Below are 17,341 nucleotides of genomic sequence, written 5' to 3' on the forward strand. Positions count from 1 at the left end.
GCGTGCGCTTCGCCAGCCTCGGTAGCGGCAGCGAAGGCAACGCGCTGGTCGTCGAGGTCTCGAGCGGCACGACGACCACCCGCGTGCTGCTCGACTGCGGTTTTTCAGCGAAGGAGGTCGAGCGCCGCCTCGGCCGCCTGAATCTCGCCATCGACGATCTCGATGCGATCCTCATCACCCACGAACACAGCGACCACGTCGGTAGCGCGCTGACGCTCGCGCGGCGCGGGTCGCTGCCGCTCTACATGAGCTGGGGCACGGCACGCGCGGTGGGCGCGGACGAAGCCGATGTCGATCTCCACGTGTTGTGGGGCGACGAGACGGCCGCGATTCGCGATCTGGCCGTGATGCCTTATACGGTGCCCCATGACGCGTGGGAACCGCTCCAGTTCGTCTTCATGGACGGTTGCAGCCGGCTCGGCGTGCTGACCGACGTCGGAATGGCCACACCGCATATCACGGCCGTACTGAGCGGTTGTGACGCGCTGGTGCTCGAATCCAACCACGATACCGAGATGCTCGCCGGGAGCCGCTATCCGCAGTCGTTGAAGGCGCGGATCGGCGGCAATCACGGCCACCTGAGCAACGCCGCCGCCGCGGACATCCTCGCATCGCTCGAACGCAGCCGCCTCCAGCACTTGGTCGCGGCGCACCTGAGCCAGCAGAACAACCGGCCCGAGCTGGCCCGCCAGGCATTGGCCGGCGTGCTGGGAACGGACGGGGAGGAAGTGGTCGTGGCCACGCAGGACGCGGGCTTCGACTGGCTGACGCTCGGCTGAGCGGGGCGCAGGATAGGGCGTACAGGACGGCTCCTGGCCGGCCTGGCTGCCGGAAATGATGCGCGTAACCGACAGACGTAAAAAAACCGGCCCGAAGGGCCGGTTTTTTTTCAGCTGATGCTGAGGCTTACTGGCTTGCGCCCGAAGCCGGAGCAGCCGTCGCTGCCGAAGCAGCCGACGCCACAGCAGCAGCTGCGTCGCTCGCAGCAGCCGTCGCCGACGAAGCAGCAGCCGAAGCGTCGCTCGCAGCACCAGCAACTGCCGAAGCAGCCGACGAAGCAGCAGCCGATGCGTCGCTAGCAGCCGACGAAGCAGCTTGATCAGCGCTCTTGTTGCAAGCAGCCAGTGCAACAGCAGCCAACAGGGAAGCTACGAGGAGGGATTTCTTCATGATCACGTCCTTTTATGGTTAAAGGTAAGCAACAGCGCGAAACAATACCGGTAATGTGCTCCAACACCGACCTGGGCCGCTGGTGGAGACGCACTTCTAGAGCGTGAATCTTCCCTACGGCTTGGGCGGAAATTATATGCACTTTCCTATCGACCGTCGACAAATGCGGGGTCAATACGTTGTCTTTCCCATACAGAATTTGATCTGCACGGGCATACGGGGAGGCTCACTAAATCCGGTTTCCGACCCGTATCCAGCCCGCACAATACCACTCGTGCAGCAAGGCTGTCATTGAGGGAACCCGGGATAGTGTTACAAACCGTTTCGCCTCCATGTGGCGCAGATTGGCCAGTTCGGGCAGCCATTCGCCGGCCTGCTCGAGCGGTTCTTCCTCGCCATTAATGAAGTACGAGCGCGCGTTATACATCAATGCGGCCCGTCTGTCGAGATACACGCCCCGGCGCGACGCCTGCGCGACGAACGCGGCCTCCGACAGCGGACGCGCGGGCGGCTCGAATACGACGTTTGATTTGGGTTCGCTCAGGTAGCAACCGAGGAATTCGGCGACGTCGCGCTTGCGCCAGCGGATCGCATCGACGATCTCGGTGACGCGATCGACCATCGCCGGCGGCAGTTGCGCAGGGGTGTCGACCGCCGGCTGCTTCGGGTCGCGGTAAAGCGCGTCGCCACGCTCGTCGCGCAGGCCGCCGCGTTCCGCGAGGTAGTACAGGAATTGCGCGCCCAGCTCCCCGGCGGACGGCGCCCGAAAGCCGATCGAGCAGGTCATGCATTCGCCTTCGGCCACGCCGTCGTGCGCGATGTGCGGCGGCAGGTACAGCATGTCGCCCGGCTCCAGCACCCATTCGTCGCTCGGCTCGAAGTGCTCGAGGATCTTCAGCGGGACGTCCGGCTGCAGCGACAGGTCCTTCTGCGCACCGATGCGCCAGCGGCGCCGGCCCTCGACCTGCAGCAGGAATACGTCGTACGAGTCGAAGTGCGGGCCGACGCCGCCGCCGTCAGTCGCGTACGAAATCATCAGGTCGTCGAGGCGCGCGTCCGGGATGAAGCGGAAGCGGTCGAGCAGCGCGCGTGCCGCGTCGACGTGCAGGTCGAGCCCCTGCACGAGCAAGGACCAGGACTTGCGCGAAACGGCAGGCAGCGCGCCCAGCTCGAACGGACCGTGGGCCAGTTGCCACTTGTTACGAAAATGGGTGATCAGTCGCGATTCGGCGTCATAGTCGGCTGCGAGCTCGAACAGGGCGTCGCGCGTGACCGGCGGCTTCACGCCGGGGATCGCCTGGCGGATCAGCAGCGGCTTCTTCTGCCAGTAGCGGCGCATGAATTGCGCCGGCGAGAGGCCGCCGAGCAGCGGTGTGGGAAGATCGGAAGGCGGCGCGCCGTGCGGGGCGGCAGCGGTATCCCGCGGTTCGGCTTGAGACCGGTTGCGCATCGTATAATGAGACTTGTATTTGGGAGAATTGGATGAAAATCGCAAAAAACACCGTCGTGTCGGTCACTTACAAGCTGTCGGATGCGCAAGGCAATCTGATCGAGGAAAGCGACGAGCCGATGGTTTATCTGCACGGCGGCTATGATGGCACGTTCCCCAAGATCGAGGAACAGCTCGACGGCCAGGAGCCTGGTTACCAGGCGCAGATTCAGCTCGAGCCGCAGGACGCGTTCGGCGACTACGATCCCGAACTCGTGAAGATCGAGCCGCGCGATCGTTTTCCCGAGCCGATCGAAGTGGGCATGCAGTTCGAAGGCACGCCGGAAGACGGCGACGAGGAAGTGGATTCGCTGATCTACACGGTCACCGACATCGCCGAGGACAAAGTCGTGCTCGACGGCAACCACCCGCTCGCGGGCATGGCGCTGCGTTTCGCGCTGACGGTCAAGGACGTTCGCGAAGCGACCGAGGACGAGATCGAGCATGAGCACGCGCATGGCGCGGAAGGCCTCGAAATCGTCGACGAGGACGAAGACGAGGACGGTGACGCGCCGTCAGGGCGTACCCTGCACTGAGCTGGCGGGCAGGCCCGGCGCCGGCCCTGAAGCAGGGGGCGGCGCGGGCCACGAAGCGCCGCCCGGAGTCGTGCCGTCGCCCTGCAGCGGCGGCGCGACCGACGACGAGTCCGGCAATGCCGGCAAGGCCGGGATCTCCGGCATCTGCGGCAGCGGGACCTCGTCGCGCGGCACGGCCGGCAGCGCGGGTGGAATCGGCAGATTCTTCGGGACGTCCTGGACGCTCACGTTGAAGATGGTCTGCCGCGCCGGCGACACGTTGACCTTCACCCACTGATTCGCCGGATGACGCGGTCCGATCGCGACACGCGTCACATTTCCCACCAGCACGCCATCGTCCGCATGCAGCGGGCGATCGATCAGGAAGCCGTTCGCAAGCGGCTCGCTGCTCGCGTGCATCACCAGGATCGGGCCGCGGAATGTCGCTGCCGCCTTCACCAGCGTTCGTTTCAGTTCACGAAAGCCGTCGCGGACGCGCGGCCGGTTGAAACGCAACCACGCAAAGCGTTCGGCACGCTCATAGCGATCGAACTGCGGATCGCCTTCGAAAATCACCACCATCGCGCGCGCTTCGCGCCGCTTCGCATATTCGGCCGCATGGTCGATCCAGAAGCCGTTCGCGATGATGCGGTCCTCGAATTCGCCGTTGCGCCCGCCGGCCGTCAGATAGTGATTGTTCGGCGCCGGTGCGTTCAGCGCGACGTAGACGACGTCGTCATGCAGCCAGCGCGCGTTTTCACGATAGGGCCGGAAGCGGGCGACTTCGCTTTCGCGCGTGATCTGCAGCGCGCCGGGGTCGGGCAGCGCCGCGTCGGCCAGTAGCGTTTGACGCAGGAAGTCCAGGCGTTCGACCGGGTCGTAGCTGCCGCCTGCCGTCGTGTTGCACGTCACCCAGTCGTCGTGACCGGGAATGAACACGAGCGGCACGCGCGATGCATCCAGGATCGCGCTGCGCTGCGTATACAGCGAATCGCGGCACGCTTCCTTCGCACCCTTGATGTTGCCTGCATAGACGACGAAGGCCAGATTGCGTTCGCGCGCGATCGATTCGAACAGCCGCTGTGCGGCAGGTTCGTCGGCCGGCGCGTCGATGACGCCCGACACGACCGCGAACGAATAGGGGGCGGCGGCACGTTTGGGCGGCGCGGCCAGCGCGCCGGCCTGCGCCAGCGCGAGCATCGCCGCGACCAGCGCAGCGGTGGCCCGGGCCGGCCAGCCCGACGGGGTGCGTTTATGCGTGCCCGTCGGCATCGTGCGAGCGGACGAGCGTGCGCAGTTCGTACAGCAGGTCGAGCGCGTCGCGCGGCTTGAGGTCGTCGGGATCGATGTCGCGCAGCCTTTCGAGTGCCGGATGCGAAGTGTCGGCCGGCGCGGGCGCATCCGCGCATTCGAGTTCGTCGGTCGCGGCGGGCGGCGCGCTGAACAGATCGAGCTGCGGCGTATGCTGCGTGGCCGACTGTTGTTCGAGATACGCGAGATGCTTGCGCGCGGCGCGGATCACCGGTGCCGGCACGCCCGCGAGTTGCGCAACCTGCAGCCCGTAGCTCTGGTTCGCCGGGCCTTCGTTGACCGCGTGCAGGAACACGATGCCGTGACCGTGCTCGACGGCCGACAGATGGACGTTGGCCGCTTGCGGGAATTCCGCGGGCAGTTGCGTCAACTCGAAGTAATGCGTCGCGAACAGCGTGTAGCAGCCGTTTTGCGCCAGCAGATGGCGCGCGATGGCCCATGCGAGCGCGAGGCCGTCGAACGTCGACGTGCCGCGGCCGATTTCGTCCATCAGCACGAGGCTCTGCGGTGTCGCGTCGTTCAGGATCGCAGCCGCTTCGGTCATCTCGACCATGAAGGTCGAGCGGCCGCCGGCGAGGTCGTCGGCCGCGCCGATCCGCGTGAAGATCCGGTCGATCGGGCCGAAGCAGGCCGACTTCGCCGGCACATAGCTGCCGACGTACGCCATCAGCGCGATCAGTGCCGTCTGCCGCATGAAGGTCGACTTACCGCCCATGTTCGGGCCGGTGATCAGCAGCAGTTTGCGCTCGGCGCCGAATCGGCAGTCGTTCGCGATGAACTGCTCGACCTGCGCTTCGACGACGGGGTGACGCCCCTGTTCGATCTCGATGCCGATTTCGTCGGTGAAGGCGGGCGCAACCCAGTCGAGCGTGCGGGCGCGCTCGGCGAACGCGGCGAGCACGTCGAGCTCCGCGAGCGCCGACGCGACGCGCTGACACTCGGCAATGAACGGCAGCAGTGCCTGCAGCACGCCGTCGTACAGCGCGCGCTCGCGGGCCAGCGCGCGTTCCTGCGCGGACAGCGCCTTGTCCTCGAAAGTCTTCAGTTCGGGCGTGATGTAGCGCTCGGCGTTCTTCAGCGTCTGGCGGCGGCGATAGTCGTCCGGCACCTTGTCGGTCTGGCCGCGCGTGACTTCGATGTAGAAGCCGTGCACCTTGTTGTATTCGACGCGCAGGTTCGCGATGCCCGTGCGGGTACGCTCGCGCGCCTCGAGATCGATCAGGAACTGCCCGCAGTTCTCGGAGATGTCGCGCAGCTCGTCGAGCTCCGCATCGTAGCCGCGCGCGATCACGCCGCCGTCGCGCACCATCGCGGCAGGCTCGGGGGCGATCGCGCTTGTCAGCAGGTCGAGACATTCGGCGGGCGGCGCGAGCGCCGCATCGACGCGCGCGAGCGCATCCGCGTTCGCGACGATCGCGCTGATGCGTTCGCGCAGCGCGGGCAGCGCCGCGAACGTGTCGCGCAGGCTCGACAGATCGCGCGGGCGCGCGGACAGCAGCGCGAGACGCCCGGTGATCCGTTCGACGTCGGCGATCTGACGCAGGGCGGTTCGCAGCGCGTCGAGGCTCGCGTTCACGGGCGCCTCGAGCAGTGCGCCGATCGCTTGCTGGCGAGACTGCGCGGCGACGGACGCGCGCGGCGGGTGATGCAGCCAGTGGCGCAGCAGGCGGCTGCCCATCGTCGTGCAGCAGGTGTCGAGCAGCGAGTACAGCGTCGGCGATTCGGTGCCGCGCAGCGTTTCGGTCAGTTCGAGGTTGCGGCGCGTTGCCGGATCGAGCCCGATGTATTCGGTTTCGTTCTCGACCTTCAGACTGCGCACGTGACGCAGTTGCTGACCCTGTGTAGCGGCCGCGTACAGCAGCAGCGCGCCGGCTGCGCCGCATGCGCTCGTCAGCGAATGCGCGCCGAAGCCGTCGAGGCCCGCGACGTCGAGCTGGTCGCACAGGCGCTGCGTGCCCGACGCGATATCGAAGTGCCATGCCGGCACGCGCTTGATCGCGCCGGCGCCGGCGGGCACGGCGTCGGTCGCGCCGTCCGCCGTGAGGATCTCGGCCGGCCGGATGCGTTCGAGCGCGGCACCGAGCTGCTCGGGTTCGATTTCGGCGAGCCGCAGCGCGCCGCTTGCGAGGTTCAGCCACGCGAGGCCGATGTTGACCGCCACTCCACGCTTGTTGTGCCCCGTGCACATCGCGAGCAGGTAGACGTCGTTCTTGTCGGACAGCAGCGCCGCGTCGGTCAGCGTGCCGGGCGTGACGACGCGCACGACCTTGCGTTCGACCGGCCCCTTCGACGTCGCAGGGTCGCCGATCTGCTCGCAGATCGCGACCGATTCGCCCATCTTCACGAGCTTCGCCAGATACTGTTCGACCGCGTGATGCGGGACGCCGGCCATCTTGATCGGCGTGCCGGCCGATGCGCCGCGTTGCGTGAGGGTCAGATCGAGCAGACGCGCCGCTTTCTCCGCATCCTCGAAGAACAGCTCGTAGAAGTCGCCCATCCGGTAAAAGACGAGCGTGTCGGGGTGATCGGCCTTGATGCGCAGGTACTGCTGCATCATCGGAGTGTGGCCTGCAAAGGCCTCGGGCGACAGCGTGGTCATAGATCCGGCATGAATTTGTTGCTTGAGTTGCCCCGAGTTTACCAGTGGCTTCGACGAATACGATCGAAGTTGGCCGATAGGCCAGCAGATCGCGCGATACGACTCCATGTCCGGCATCGATTCCTGGCCGCTCGGATGGTCCCAAGGGATGGCACCGGTGTTTGTCTTACCGGCGTGACACTGATGAATCAGCCAAGGCGGGCAGGCGGCCTGTCGGCCAACCGGAGCTCGATACGATTTGTTGCGTCGTGCTGAAACCCTCTCCGGGCACTCGTTCCAAGACGGCCGCGCTGTTGACCTGAATCAATCGGGGGCGATCGACTCCGCTTAAAGTGAATTCACGTCGGAATCGATGGACGCGCGGCAAGGGATACGACGTGCGGTCCGCTACTGACGGAGACGGCTCGGCAAATCGAGCTTCTGCAGAGAAAGCGTCGTGAAAGAGGCATCATGAGATCCCCATCGTTTGCCATGCTCGCCGCATTATTCGCGGGGTACGCCGTGTCGATGACTGCCAATGCGCAGACGTTGGACAAAATCTCCCGGTCCAATCAAATCGTTGTTTCGTACAGGGAAGCCGCCGTGCCGTTCAGCTACCTGCTGACACCGCATAAAGCCGTCGGCTTTTCGATGGACGTAACGGAAGCAATCGTCGACGACGTTCGCAAGGCACTTCGCAGACCGGATCTGAAGATCGCTTACGTGCCGGTCACAGGTCAAAATCGAATTCCGCTGCTCGTCAATGGCACCTACGATCTGGAGTGCGGGTCGACCACAAATACGTCGGCGCGTGGCAAGGACGTCGCGTTTTCGATCAATTACTTTTATGCCGGCACGCGGCTGATGGCCAAACGGGCGTCAGGCATTGGCGACTATGCCGACCTCGCGCATAAGTCCGTCGCGACGGTCGGCGGGAGTACGAACGAAAAAACGCTGCGGCGCCAACTCGAAGCGCAGCACATCGATGCCGAAGTCGTGCTGACAAAGGACTATGCCGACGCACTAAAAATCGTCGCGGACGACAAAGCGGCAGCGCTCGCCCTCGATGACGTGCTGCTTTACGGGCTCAGGGCCAACGCGGACGACCCGGGTACGTGGGCCGTGGCAGGAGACGCGCTGCAGGTGGAGCCGTACGCATGCATGGTGCGCAAGGACGATCCGGCGTTCAAGCGACTCGTCGATGGCACGCTCACTCGGCTCATGAAGAGCGGCGAATTCACTCGGCTGTACGCAAAGTGGTTTGAATCGCCGATTCCGCCACGCGGCGCGAATCTCGACATGCCGATGAGCGCGGCACTAAAGGGAAATCTGGTCACGCGCAGCGATCGACCTGCACAGTGACGATCCATCGGCCGGGCGCAGGTCGTGGCGGAGCTTCGTGTGCCAGGACTTGTCGAATCATGCCGGAGAACGAGGAAATACCCGCTTGCGACAGCGGGGCGTTGCTCCTGCGATCCTCAAGCGTTGTCCGTGCGCCAACGACGCGGTGTCACGCCGGTGACGCGCGTGAATGTTCTCGTGAAGTGGCTCTGGTCGGCGAAGCCGCATGCGTCCGAGATCATTTGCAGGGGCATGGACGACGTGCGCATGTACATCATCGCTCGCTCAATACGCTGGTTGATCAGCCAGCGATGGGGCGGTAACCCGGTGGTCTGATGAAAGGCTTTGACGAAATGGCCGCGAGACAGGCCGCATGCTCTCGCCACATCGGCAATCGAGATGTTCCCGGTAAGGTGTTCGAGAAGAAGTCCCTTCGCCATTCGCTCCTGCCACGCAGTGAGTTTGCAGGTCGACTTCTCCCGGCGCTCGCTGACGCCGCCATACAGGCGCGCGACATGCGCCTGAAAGGCAAGCGCGACGTGGTCGATAAAGAGCTGAGACGCATGCTCGGGCCGCGCTAAAGCGGGGAGCAGAGCCTGGCCCAGGCGGTGGATGATCGGATCCGTCGCGCTCAAGTGCGGCGGCAAGTAGAGCTGTGGTCGCTGTCTGCCGCCGATTTCATCGACTGTCTCCTCCAGCGTTCGGCGAGGGAGGTGAAAATGGATGCAGTCGAACGCCCCCTTGAGGTCGGAAACCCATCTGCGATCAAGGTCATGAATCGTGACGGTCCCCGCATCGTAGGGGACGAAACGGGCAACACGTCCATCAAGCCACAATTCCTGTTCGCCGAACGCGCGCAATTGCAGCACGATGAGATCGGCGTCTTCAAGTTCATATGGCGCAGTTCGGCCAATATTTCTACGAGATGTCTTCAGTCGGCTGATGCCGACCTGGGAATGCGGCAACGTCTGCGTGACCACGCTTTGCCTGAGGTCAGCCGGCATGAAATCAGATGACGCGTTGTCCGACTGTGCGGCGGCCATGGATGCGGGGAAACGTAGAGGGCTTGGCCGCGAAGTATACCAAAGCGAAATTTGGCTCGGCGTCAGTCGTGTCCGGCACATCGGCCTCTGAATGGCCGCGGTGCATCGCAAAGGCGGGGCGATCGAGATCGGAGAGCGTCGGTCCGATGCGGCGATTTGAGCTCGCCCCGGGCGGGCATTGAAAATGCCGGCTTCACTCGGCGCACGGGCGTACGTGCGCCGAGTCCGTCCTGCAATATCAGGACGTGTGCGCCGACATCAGATCGAGCGCCACCGCCTGCGCGACTTCGATACCGTCGATCGCTGCCGAATAGATGCCGCCCGCATACCCGGCGCCTTCGCCGGCCGGATACAGCCCTTCGACGTTCACGCTCTGGTAATCGTCCTTGCGCCGGATCCGGATCGGGGACGACGTGCGCGTCTCCACGCCGGTGAGCACCGCGTCGTGCATCGCGAAGCCAGCGATCTTCTTGTCGATCTGCGGCAGTGCTTCACGAATGGCTTCGATCACGTAGTCGGGCAGCGCGGTGCTGAGATCGGTCGGGCGCACGCCCGGTTTGTACGACGGCACCACGGAGCCGAGCGACGTCGACGGCCGGCCCGCGATGAAATCGCCGACCAGCTGCCCGGGCGCGCTGTAATCGCCGCCGCCGAGCTCGAACGCGCGTTCTTCCCATTTGCGCTGGAACGCGATGCCCGCCAGCGGGCCGCCCGGATAGTCTTCCGGCGTGATGCCGACGACGATGCCCGCATTCGCGTTGCGCTCGGCGCGGGAATACTGGCTCATGCCGTTGGTGACCACGCGGCCCGGCTCGGAGGTCGCCGCGACCACCGTGCCGCCGGGGCACATGCAGAAGCTGTAGACCGCGCGTCCGTTGCTGCAGTGGTGAACCACCTTGTAGTCGGCCGCGCCGAGTTGCTTGTGACCGGCGAACTTGCCGAAGCGGCTGCGATCGATCAGCCCCTGCGGATGTTCGATCCGGAAACCCAGCGAGAACGGCTTCGCTTCGACATACACGCCGCGGTCGTGCAGCATCTGGAACGTGTCGCGCGCGCTGTGGCCCACGGCCAGCACCACGTGATCGCACCGGAGCGTTTCGCCGTTCGACAGCGTCAGCGAGCGCACCTTGCCCTGGTCGATTTCGATGTCCTCGACCCGGGTTTCGAAGCGCACTTCACCGCCCAGTTCGTGGATGGTCGCACGCATCTTTTCCACCATGCTGACGAGGCGGAACGTGCCGATGTGCGGTCGGCTCAGGTACAGGATGTCTTCCGGTGCACCGGCCTTGACGAATTCGTCGAGCACCTTGCGGCCGTAGTGGTGGGGATCCTTGATCTGGCTGTAAAGCTTGCCGTCGGAAAACGTCCCGGCGCCGCCTTCGCCGAACTGCACGTTGGACTCGGGATTGAGGACGCTCTTGCGCCACAGGCCGAAGGTGTCCTTGGTGCGCTCGCGCACGGCCTTGCCGCGCTCGAGGATGATGGGGCGGAAACCCATCTGCGCGAGGATCAGGCCGGCAAACAGGCCGCACGGCCCCATGCCGATGACGACCGGGCGCAGGAAGTCGCCGTGCTCGGGCGCCTTCGTAACGAAGTGGTACGCCATGTCGGGCGTCACGCCGCAATGCGGCGTGCCGGCGAGTCGCGGAAGCACGGCCGCTTCGTCCTTGACTTCGACGTCGACGATATACGTGAGCTTGATGTCGGCGCGTTTGCGCGCATCGTGCGCACGGCGGAACACCGTGTAACGGAGGAGCCCGTCTGCCGGCACGCCAAGCTCCGCGAGGCGCGCGCGGATCGCGGCCTCGAGGGCGCTCTCGGGGTGGTCGAGCGGGAGTTTAAGTTCGCTTAGCCGTAACATGAGTATTCGGATACGGTCGCCACGAAGTCGTGGCGGTGTTGAGACGGGCGGGGCGGCGCGCTGGCGGCAGGGGTGCTGCGTCAGCCGCGCCGCGCGGGCGCGGCCCGGATTTACTCCGCTGCCGGATGCACGCGGCTGTAGCGGTTCAGGATCGGGATCATCTGCGCGTAGATCTTCGGGTTCGCCGCGACGATCTCATGACGATGCAGGAAGTCGGCGTCGCCCGTGTAGTTGCCGACGAGGCCGCCGGCTTCGGTGATCAGCAGGCTGCCCGCCGCCATGTCCCACACGTTGATACCCTGCTCGAAGAATGCGTCGAGACGGCCGGCCGCGACGTTCGCGAGATCGAGCGCAGCCGCGCCCGGACGGCGCAGCCCCGTGCAGGCCTGCGTCATTTCGGTGAACAGGCGCGCATATGCGTCGAGGCCGTCCTTCTCGCGGAACGGGAAGCCGGTGCCGACCAGCGCGTCCGCCAGGCGGTCGCGACGGCCGACGCGGATGCGGCGGTCGTTCAGGTACGCGCCGCGGCCGCGGGTGGCCGTGAACAGGTCGTTCTTGTTCGGATCGTAGACGACGGCCTGCGTGACGACACCCTTGTGCTCGAGCGCGATCGACACGCAGTAGTACGGGAAGCCGTGGATGAAGTTGGTCGTGCCGTCGAGCGGATCGATGATCCACTTGAATTCGGATTCGTTCTCGGATTCGCCCGATTCTTCCGCGAGGATCGCGTGGTCGGGGTAGGCGGTCTTCAGCGTCTCGATGATCGCCTCTTCGGCGGCCTTGTCCACTTCGGTGACGAAGTCGTTCTGCTGTTTCTTGCGGATCTCGATCAGGTCGAGGTCGAGCGAGGCACGGTTGATGATCTGTCCGGCGCGGCGCGCAGCCTTGACAGCGATGTTGAGCATGGGATGCATGAGCCTGGATCCTGTAGCCGGCGGCACGGGCCGCCACGAAGTGGAACACACCGCCCGGAACGGCGCAAACGTGCCGGGCGAGATGAGACGCGAATTGACAAAGAGCAGGGTACGACCCGTGTCGCACGGGATGCGACACGTAAACGCATGATTTTACCCGATTTTCGAGAGTTTCAGGTGGCCGGAATGCGGGGAAACCCCACTGGCCGTCCGGACGAGTGGGTTTGCCGGGGCGATGGCGATACCATACTGCCATTCTGATGAACCGAGTCGTATGTAGTGGAAACCCCGCAGAACCCTGCCGCGCCGTCCGAATCGGGCGCGGCCTCGTCCCCGCCGCCGTCCGGCGGCTTCACGTCCACCCGCTTCGTGCTCGTCGAGCCGAGCCATCCCGGCAATGTCGGGGCGGCCGCCCGCGCGCTGAAGACGATGGGTTTCTCCAGGCTCGTACTGGTCGCGCCGCGCGTGCCGCACGTGCAGAGCGACCCCGAGGCGATCGCGATGGCGAGCGGCGCGGATGACGTCCTCGCGTCCGCGCATGTCGTGCCGACGCTCGGCGACGCGCTGTCCGGCGTCCAGTGGTCGATCGCGCTGACTGCCCGCGCGCGCGAATACGGGCCGCCGCGCCTTGCGCCGCGCGCGGCCGCCGAACAGGCGCGCGCGCAGGTCGGCACCGGCGACATCGCGCTCGTGTTCGGCAACGAGCGCACGGGCCTCGCGAACGAGCACGTCGAGCAGTGCAGCGCGCTCGCGCACATCCCGGCAAATCCGGCTTACAGTTCGCTGAACCTCGCACAGGCCGTGCAGGTGCTCGCGTATGAACTGCGCGTCGCGCTCCTGGAGCAGGGGAGCGGGCCGTCGCATCGAACGCAGGCCGAAGCCGGCACGCTCGCGCAGAGCGACGAGATCGAGCGGATGTACGCGCACCTCGAGAACGCGCTGATCGCGCTCGATTTTCTCGATCCGCGCAACCCGAAGAAGCTGATGCCGCGGCTGCGGCGCCTGTTCGCACGCACCGGTCTCGAGCGCGAGGAAGTCAACATCTTGCGCGGCATCGCGAAGCACATCCTGCTGAAATCCGGCACGCCAGACGGCGACGCGTAAGCGGCTAGGCACGCCGGTTGCCGGCCACTCGCGCGCTGCACGGCCGCGTCCCCGCCCGCGAACGCCGCATTGCATCGACCGCTCGATGTCGGTGACCTGACGCGCGCCGATCCAACGGAAGGCCACGTCGATCCACCGCGACGGGCATTCCGCGCGAATACCCGTGCCGCCGGCGGGGTGAACGCGCGACGCCGTGCGGCCGCGCGCGAGTGGCCCTACAATCGCCGGACGTCATAAGCAAATTACCCGGTGCGATAACGGCCGGCCTTTGCCGGCGGGGCACGCCGGCCTTTTCCCCAGCCCAGACCAGATCATGTTCACTAGACTGCGCGAAGACGTTGCGACGATTCGCGAGCGGGATCCCGCCGCTCGCAGTGCCTGGGAAGTGCTGACCTGTTATCCGGGGCTGCACGCGCTCGTGCTGCATCGCTTCGCGCATGCGTGCTGGCGCGCGAAGCGCTACTGGCTCGCACGCTTCGCGTCGCAAGCCGGGCGCTTCCTGACGGGTATCGAGATTCACCCGGGCGCGACGATCGGCCGGCGCGTGTTCATCGATCACGGGATGGGTGTCGTGATCGGCGAAACCGCGGTCGTCGGCGACGACTGCACGATCTATCAGGGCGTGACGCTCGGCGGCACGTCGCTCACGCGCGGCGCGAAGCGCCATCCGACGCTCGAGGCCGGCGTGATCGTCGGCGCGGGCGCGAAGGTGCTCGGCGGTTTCACGGTCGGCGCGGGTGCGAAGATCGGTTCCAACGCGGTTGTCGTGAAGCCGGTGCCGGCAGGCGGTACCGCGGTGGGCAATCCGGCGCGCATCGTGATGCCGGCGCAATCGAAGCCGCAGCCCGAGCGCGCCGCGTTCTGCGCGTACGGGATCACGCCGAACGCGGACGACCCGATGTCGCTCGCGATTCACGGCCTGATCGACCACGCGGCGAAGGAAAGTCGGCGCGTGGACGAGATCGTCGCGGCGCTCGAGCAACTCGGCACGCATCTGGAAACGCTGCAGGGCGCGGACGCGGCGCGTCTCGACCTGCGCAGGCTGTCGGCGGTGCTGGAAGGCAAGGCGCTCGAGCGCCAGTCGTAACGCGGCGCATGCCGGCGGCCGCCGGCAGCGCCGATCGCGTCAGTCGAGCGGCATCGCGTGGATGCCTTCGGCGTCGACGCGCAGATAGCCGCCGCGCGGCATGCCGTGGTCGAGATCCCAGTCGGGCAGTACCCAGCGAATCCCGCCCGGTTCGGCGTGGCTTGCGGGGCGATGCGTGTGGCCGTGAATGATCACGCTCGCGCGGCTCTTCCGGAACAGCGCGGCGATGCCTTCACGCGTGACGTCGTAGAGCGGCGAGGCGGGGCGCATCCGGCCCGCTTCGCTGTTCGAGCGCATCCGTTGCGCGAGCGCGCGGCGCCAGCGGAACGGCCACGCGAGAAACAGCGCCTGCGCGATGCCATTGCGGGCAAACCGCCGAAATATCTGGTAGCCGCGATCGGCCGTGCATTGCGCGTCGCCGTGGGCGAGCACGATGCGCTGGCCGAACGACGTGATCAGCGCCGGATCGGGCAGCAGCATCGCGCCGGCCGCCTTCATGAAGCGCCGGCCGAGCAGGAAATCGCGATTGCCGTGCATCACGTAGAGCGCGATCCCGCGTTCCGAGAACGTATGCATCAGCGCGGCCATGCGCGCCGCGAACGGATCGTGGTCGAGCACGTCGTCGCCGATCCAGTATTCGAACAGGTCGCCGAGGATGAACACCGAGTCGGCGCTGTCGGCCGTGTATTTCACGAAATGCTCGAACGCGGCGACCGTCTTCGGAATCGCCTCGCTCAGGTGCAGATCGGAGAGAAACAGGAACGGGCGTGCGGCTTGCGCGTATTCGCGCTCGCCCGGCACGCCCGCGGAGACGCTTCGCGGCGGACTCTCCTGCAACATCGAAGTGCCTCCGTAACGGACTATGCGTCAGACCACCACGGCCTTTTCGATCACGACGTCGTCGGTCGGGACGTCCTGGTGGAAGCCCGCGTTGCCCGTCTTGACGCCCTTGATCTTGTCGACCACGTCCTGGCCTTCGACGACCTTGCCGAACACGGCGTAACCCCAGCCCTGCGGCGTCGGCGACGAGTGGTTCAGGAAGTCGTTGTCGTTCACGTTGATGAAGAACTGGGCGGTCGCCGAGTGCGGATCGTTCGTGCGCGCCATCGCGATCGTGTAGTTGTCGTTCTTCAGGCCGTTGTTCGCTTCGTTGTCGATCGGCGCGTCGGTCGGCTTCTGCTTCAGGCCCGGCTCGAAGCCGCCGCCTTGAATCATGAAGCCGTTGATCACGCGGTGGAACACCGTGCCGTCATAGTGACCCTTCTTCACGTAGTTGAGGAAGTTCTCGACCGTCTTCGGTGCCTTGGCGGCGTCCAGCTCGAGCTTGATCACGCCGTGGTTCGTGTGCAGTTCAACCATGATGAATTCCTTCGGTAAGGCGGTTTAAATGGCACGCGGCCGGTCGTGCGACGCGGCCGCGTGTGGCGCCGGACGTGCCGGCAGGTGCTTATTTCGAGACGATGCTGGCCGATTCGATCAGGACCGGCTGAGCCGGCACGTCCTGCATCGGGCCGCGCGAGGTCGTCACCACGCCTTCGATCTTCTTCACGACGTCGAGGCCCGACACGACCTTGCCGAACACCGCATAGCCGTTGCCGTCCGGGTTCGGGTAGTCGAGGCCGCTGTTGTCGACCGTGTTGATGAAGAACTGCGCGGTGGCCGAATTCGGATCGCTGGTACGCGCCATCGCGATCGTGCCCGTCAGGTTCTTCAGACCATTGCGGCTTTCCAGCGGGATCGGCGCGCGGGTCGGCTTCTCCTCGAAGTTGGTCTTGTAGCCGCCGCCCTGGATCATGAAGCCCTTGATCACGCGATGGAAGATCGTGCCGTTGTACTGGCCGGCCTTCACGTAATCGAGGAAGTTGGCGACCGTCTTCGGCGCCTTCTCCGGATAGAGCTCGACGCGGATGTCGCCCTGCGAGGTCTTCAGCTGCACGACGGGGTGCGCGGTGGCCGATTGCGCGAACGCGGGCGCGGTCGCGAGAAGGGCGGCGCCGCCAAGCGCCAGCAACAGACGTTTCATTGCGATCCTCAGATTGGGAGGGAAGAAAGGTTGCGCCGCTTACTGCGACGGCGCGACGTACGGCGCTGTCAGCGCGCCGGACGGACCGTTGAACTGGAACGTCGGCGACATCGGCAGCGTGGTGGTGCTCACGTTCGCGGCGGCGCGATCGGTGTACGCGCGCGTCGCAGGCGTGACGGCGCGTGCATTCGCCGCCACCTTCGGCGGCGACACGATCTTCTGCAGGTCGGCGAGGCGCTGGGCAGTCGCGCCGCTCGTGCGGCCGAGCGATTGCGCGCGCTTGTACGATTCGGCCGCGAGGCGCAGATAAAGGTCGCCGAGGTTCTCGTACGCGAGCGAGTAGCTCGGGTTCGATTGCGTCGCGGTGACGAGCGCGCTGCGCGCTTCGTCGTAGCGGCCGTGCTTCGCGTAGAGCGCCGCGAGGTTGTTGTACGGTTCGGGCAGTTCGGGGTAGGCCTGCGTGATTGCGACGAACTGCTGGATCGCGTCGTCGTCGCGGTTCAGGCGGGCGAGCACGGTGCCGCGCTTGAACTGCGCCTGCACGTCGTGCGGATTCGACGCGATGCGCGCGTCGAGTTGCGCGAGCGCCTGTTTCCACTGCTTGCCGGCGATCGACCCGTCGATTTCGGGCGTGCCGTCGGCGGTGGCCGGGGCCTTTTGCGCGTATGCCGCGGGGGCCGCGAAAAGCGTCAGTGCGACGCCCATGACGGCGGTCGCAACGAGGGTCGCAGCGCTCGGCGCGCGGCCGCGATGAGGTTTCATAGGCGTAAATCGGAATGTTATACTCCGACCCATTCTAACAAAACGTCTGCGCGTTCCGGCGAGCCGCAGATAGTCTTTCTTTGCCTCTCGTGGCCGTCACCGCTGTGCTTGCAGCCTGACCGCCCCATGTGATACCGAGGACG

Annotated in this window: 17 protein-coding genes; 6 read left to right on the top strand and 11 right to left on the bottom strand. The window is 65.7% G+C overall.

Features of this window, described 5'->3' with window-relative positions; genetic code table 11:
• Window positions 1-2 precede the first annotated feature (2 nt).
• Together WS87_RS07230 and WS87_RS33890 are read left to right on the top strand one after the other, a co-directional pair.
• Window positions 3-779 carry an MBL fold metallo-hydrolase gene (locus WS87_RS07230; protein ID WP_059817810.1) on the top strand — a complete coding sequence of 259 codons (777 nt, stop codon included), beginning with the start codon at window positions 3-5 and terminating at the stop codon, window positions 777-779.
• A gap of 117 nt (window positions 780-896) precedes the next feature.
• Window positions 897-1,079 carry a hypothetical protein gene (locus WS87_RS33890; protein WP_162499716.1) on the top strand — a complete coding sequence of 61 codons (183 nt, stop codon included), beginning with the start codon at window positions 897-899 and terminating at the stop codon, window positions 1,077-1,079.
• A 20-nt stretch (window positions 1,080-1,099) separates the two neighbouring features.
• Here WS87_RS33890 and WS87_RS34675 read toward each other — a convergent pair whose 3' ends face one another.
• Window positions 1,100-1,345: a hypothetical protein gene (locus WS87_RS34675; protein WP_011657350.1), complete on the bottom strand. Its 246-nt coding sequence runs from the start codon at window positions 1,343-1,345 to the stop codon at window positions 1,100-1,102.
• 54 nt (window positions 1,346-1,399) lie between these two features.
• On the bottom strand, window positions 1,400-2,620 hold the full coding sequence (locus tag WS87_RS07245) for a cupin domain-containing protein (protein WP_059817808.1): 1,221 nt from the start codon (window positions 2,618-2,620) through the stop codon (window positions 1,400-1,402).
• Window positions 2,621-2,652: 32 nt separating this feature from the next.
• Between WS87_RS07245 and WS87_RS07250 the strand changes: the two genes are divergently transcribed.
• Entirely contained in the window at window positions 2,653-3,195 is a 543-nt protein-coding gene (locus WS87_RS07250; protein WP_059817806.1) for an FKBP-type peptidyl-prolyl cis-trans isomerase, read from the top strand.
• Here the strand turns inward: WS87_RS07250 and WS87_RS07255 are convergent.
• Complete coding sequence (locus tag WS87_RS07255) at window positions 3,175-4,446, bottom strand: hypothetical protein (RefSeq protein WP_059817804.1); 1,272 nt, start codon at window positions 4,444-4,446, stop codon at window positions 3,175-3,177. The genes WS87_RS07250 and WS87_RS07255 overlap by 21 nt on opposite strands.
• Entirely contained in the window at window positions 4,427-7,084 is a 2,658-nt protein-coding gene (gene mutS, locus WS87_RS07260) for a DNA mismatch repair protein MutS (protein ID WP_059817803.1), read from the bottom strand. The genes WS87_RS07255 and mutS overlap by 20 nt, the downstream gene beginning before the upstream one ends.
• Window positions 7,085-7,534: 450 nt before the next feature.
• On the opposite strand from mutS, the gene WS87_RS07265 reads away from it, so the two are divergent.
• Window positions 7,535-8,425 (top strand): amino acid ABC transporter substrate-binding protein, encoded by an 891-nt coding sequence (locus WS87_RS07265; protein ID WP_059817801.1) that lies wholly within the window; start codon window positions 7,535-7,537, stop codon window positions 8,423-8,425.
• A 116-nt stretch (window positions 8,426-8,541) separates the two neighbouring features.
• Here the strand turns inward: WS87_RS07265 and WS87_RS07270 are convergent, their stop codons facing one another.
• The 3 genes from WS87_RS07270 to WS87_RS07280 all read right to left on the bottom strand — a co-directional run bounded on the left by WS87_RS07270 (window position 8,542) and on the right by WS87_RS07280 (window position 12,222).
• Window positions 8,542-9,447 carry a helix-turn-helix transcriptional regulator gene (locus tag WS87_RS07270; protein WP_059690927.1) on the bottom strand — a complete coding sequence of 302 codons (906 nt, stop codon included), beginning with the start codon at window positions 9,445-9,447 and terminating at the stop codon, window positions 8,542-8,544.
• A 238-nt stretch (window positions 9,448-9,685) separates the two neighbouring features.
• Complete coding sequence (locus tag WS87_RS07275) at window positions 9,686-11,308, bottom strand: NAD(P)/FAD-dependent oxidoreductase (protein ID WP_059817799.1); 1,623 nt, start codon at window positions 11,306-11,308, stop codon at window positions 9,686-9,688.
• A 110-nt stretch (window positions 11,309-11,418) separates the two neighbouring features.
• Complete coding sequence (locus WS87_RS07280) at window positions 11,419-12,222, bottom strand: inositol monophosphatase family protein (protein ID WP_006751612.1); 804 nt, start codon at window positions 12,220-12,222, stop codon at window positions 11,419-11,421.
• A 279-nt stretch (window positions 12,223-12,501) separates the two neighbouring features.
• On the opposite strand from WS87_RS07280, the gene WS87_RS07285 reads away from it, so the two are divergent.
• On the top strand, window positions 12,502-13,326 hold the full coding sequence (locus WS87_RS07285; RefSeq protein ID WP_059817798.1) for an RNA methyltransferase: 825 nt from the start codon (window positions 12,502-12,504) through the stop codon (window positions 13,324-13,326).
• 313 nt (window positions 13,327-13,639) lie between these two features.
• Window positions 13,640-14,413, top strand: a complete 774-nt coding sequence (gene cysE / locus WS87_RS07290) for a serine O-acetyltransferase (RefSeq protein ID WP_059817796.1) — start codon at window positions 13,640-13,642, stop codon at window positions 14,411-14,413.
• Between the two features lie 39 nt (window positions 14,414-14,452).
• Here cysE and WS87_RS07295 read toward each other — a convergent pair whose 3' ends face one another.
• From WS87_RS07295 to WS87_RS07310, 4 genes are all read right to left on the bottom strand, one after another.
• The gene (locus WS87_RS07295) at window positions 14,453-15,253 is read right to left on the bottom strand and encodes a UDP-2,3-diacylglucosamine diphosphatase (RefSeq protein ID WP_059817794.1); all 801 of its coding nucleotides are present in this window, start codon (window positions 15,251-15,253) and stop codon (window positions 14,453-14,455) included.
• Between the two features lie 27 nt (window positions 15,254-15,280).
• Window positions 15,281-15,772 carry a peptidylprolyl isomerase gene (locus WS87_RS07300; protein ID WP_006483987.1) on the bottom strand — a complete coding sequence of 164 codons (492 nt, stop codon included), beginning with the start codon at window positions 15,770-15,772 and terminating at the stop codon, window positions 15,281-15,283.
• An 88-nt stretch (window positions 15,773-15,860) separates the two neighbouring features.
• Window positions 15,861-16,436: a peptidylprolyl isomerase gene (locus WS87_RS07305; RefSeq protein ID WP_059817793.1), complete on the bottom strand. Its 576-nt coding sequence runs from the start codon at window positions 16,434-16,436 to the stop codon at window positions 15,861-15,863.
• A 39-nt stretch (window positions 16,437-16,475) separates the two neighbouring features.
• The gene (locus tag WS87_RS07310; protein WP_059817792.1) at window positions 16,476-17,198 is read right to left on the bottom strand and encodes a tetratricopeptide repeat protein; all 723 of its coding nucleotides are present in this window, start codon (window positions 17,196-17,198) and stop codon (window positions 16,476-16,478) included.
• Window positions 17,199-17,341: the final 143 nt, after the last annotated feature.

The organism is Burkholderia sp. MSMB0856, assembly GCF_001524645.2.
Taxonomy (GTDB): Bacteria; Pseudomonadota; Gammaproteobacteria; order Burkholderiales; family Burkholderiaceae; genus Burkholderia; species Burkholderia diffusa.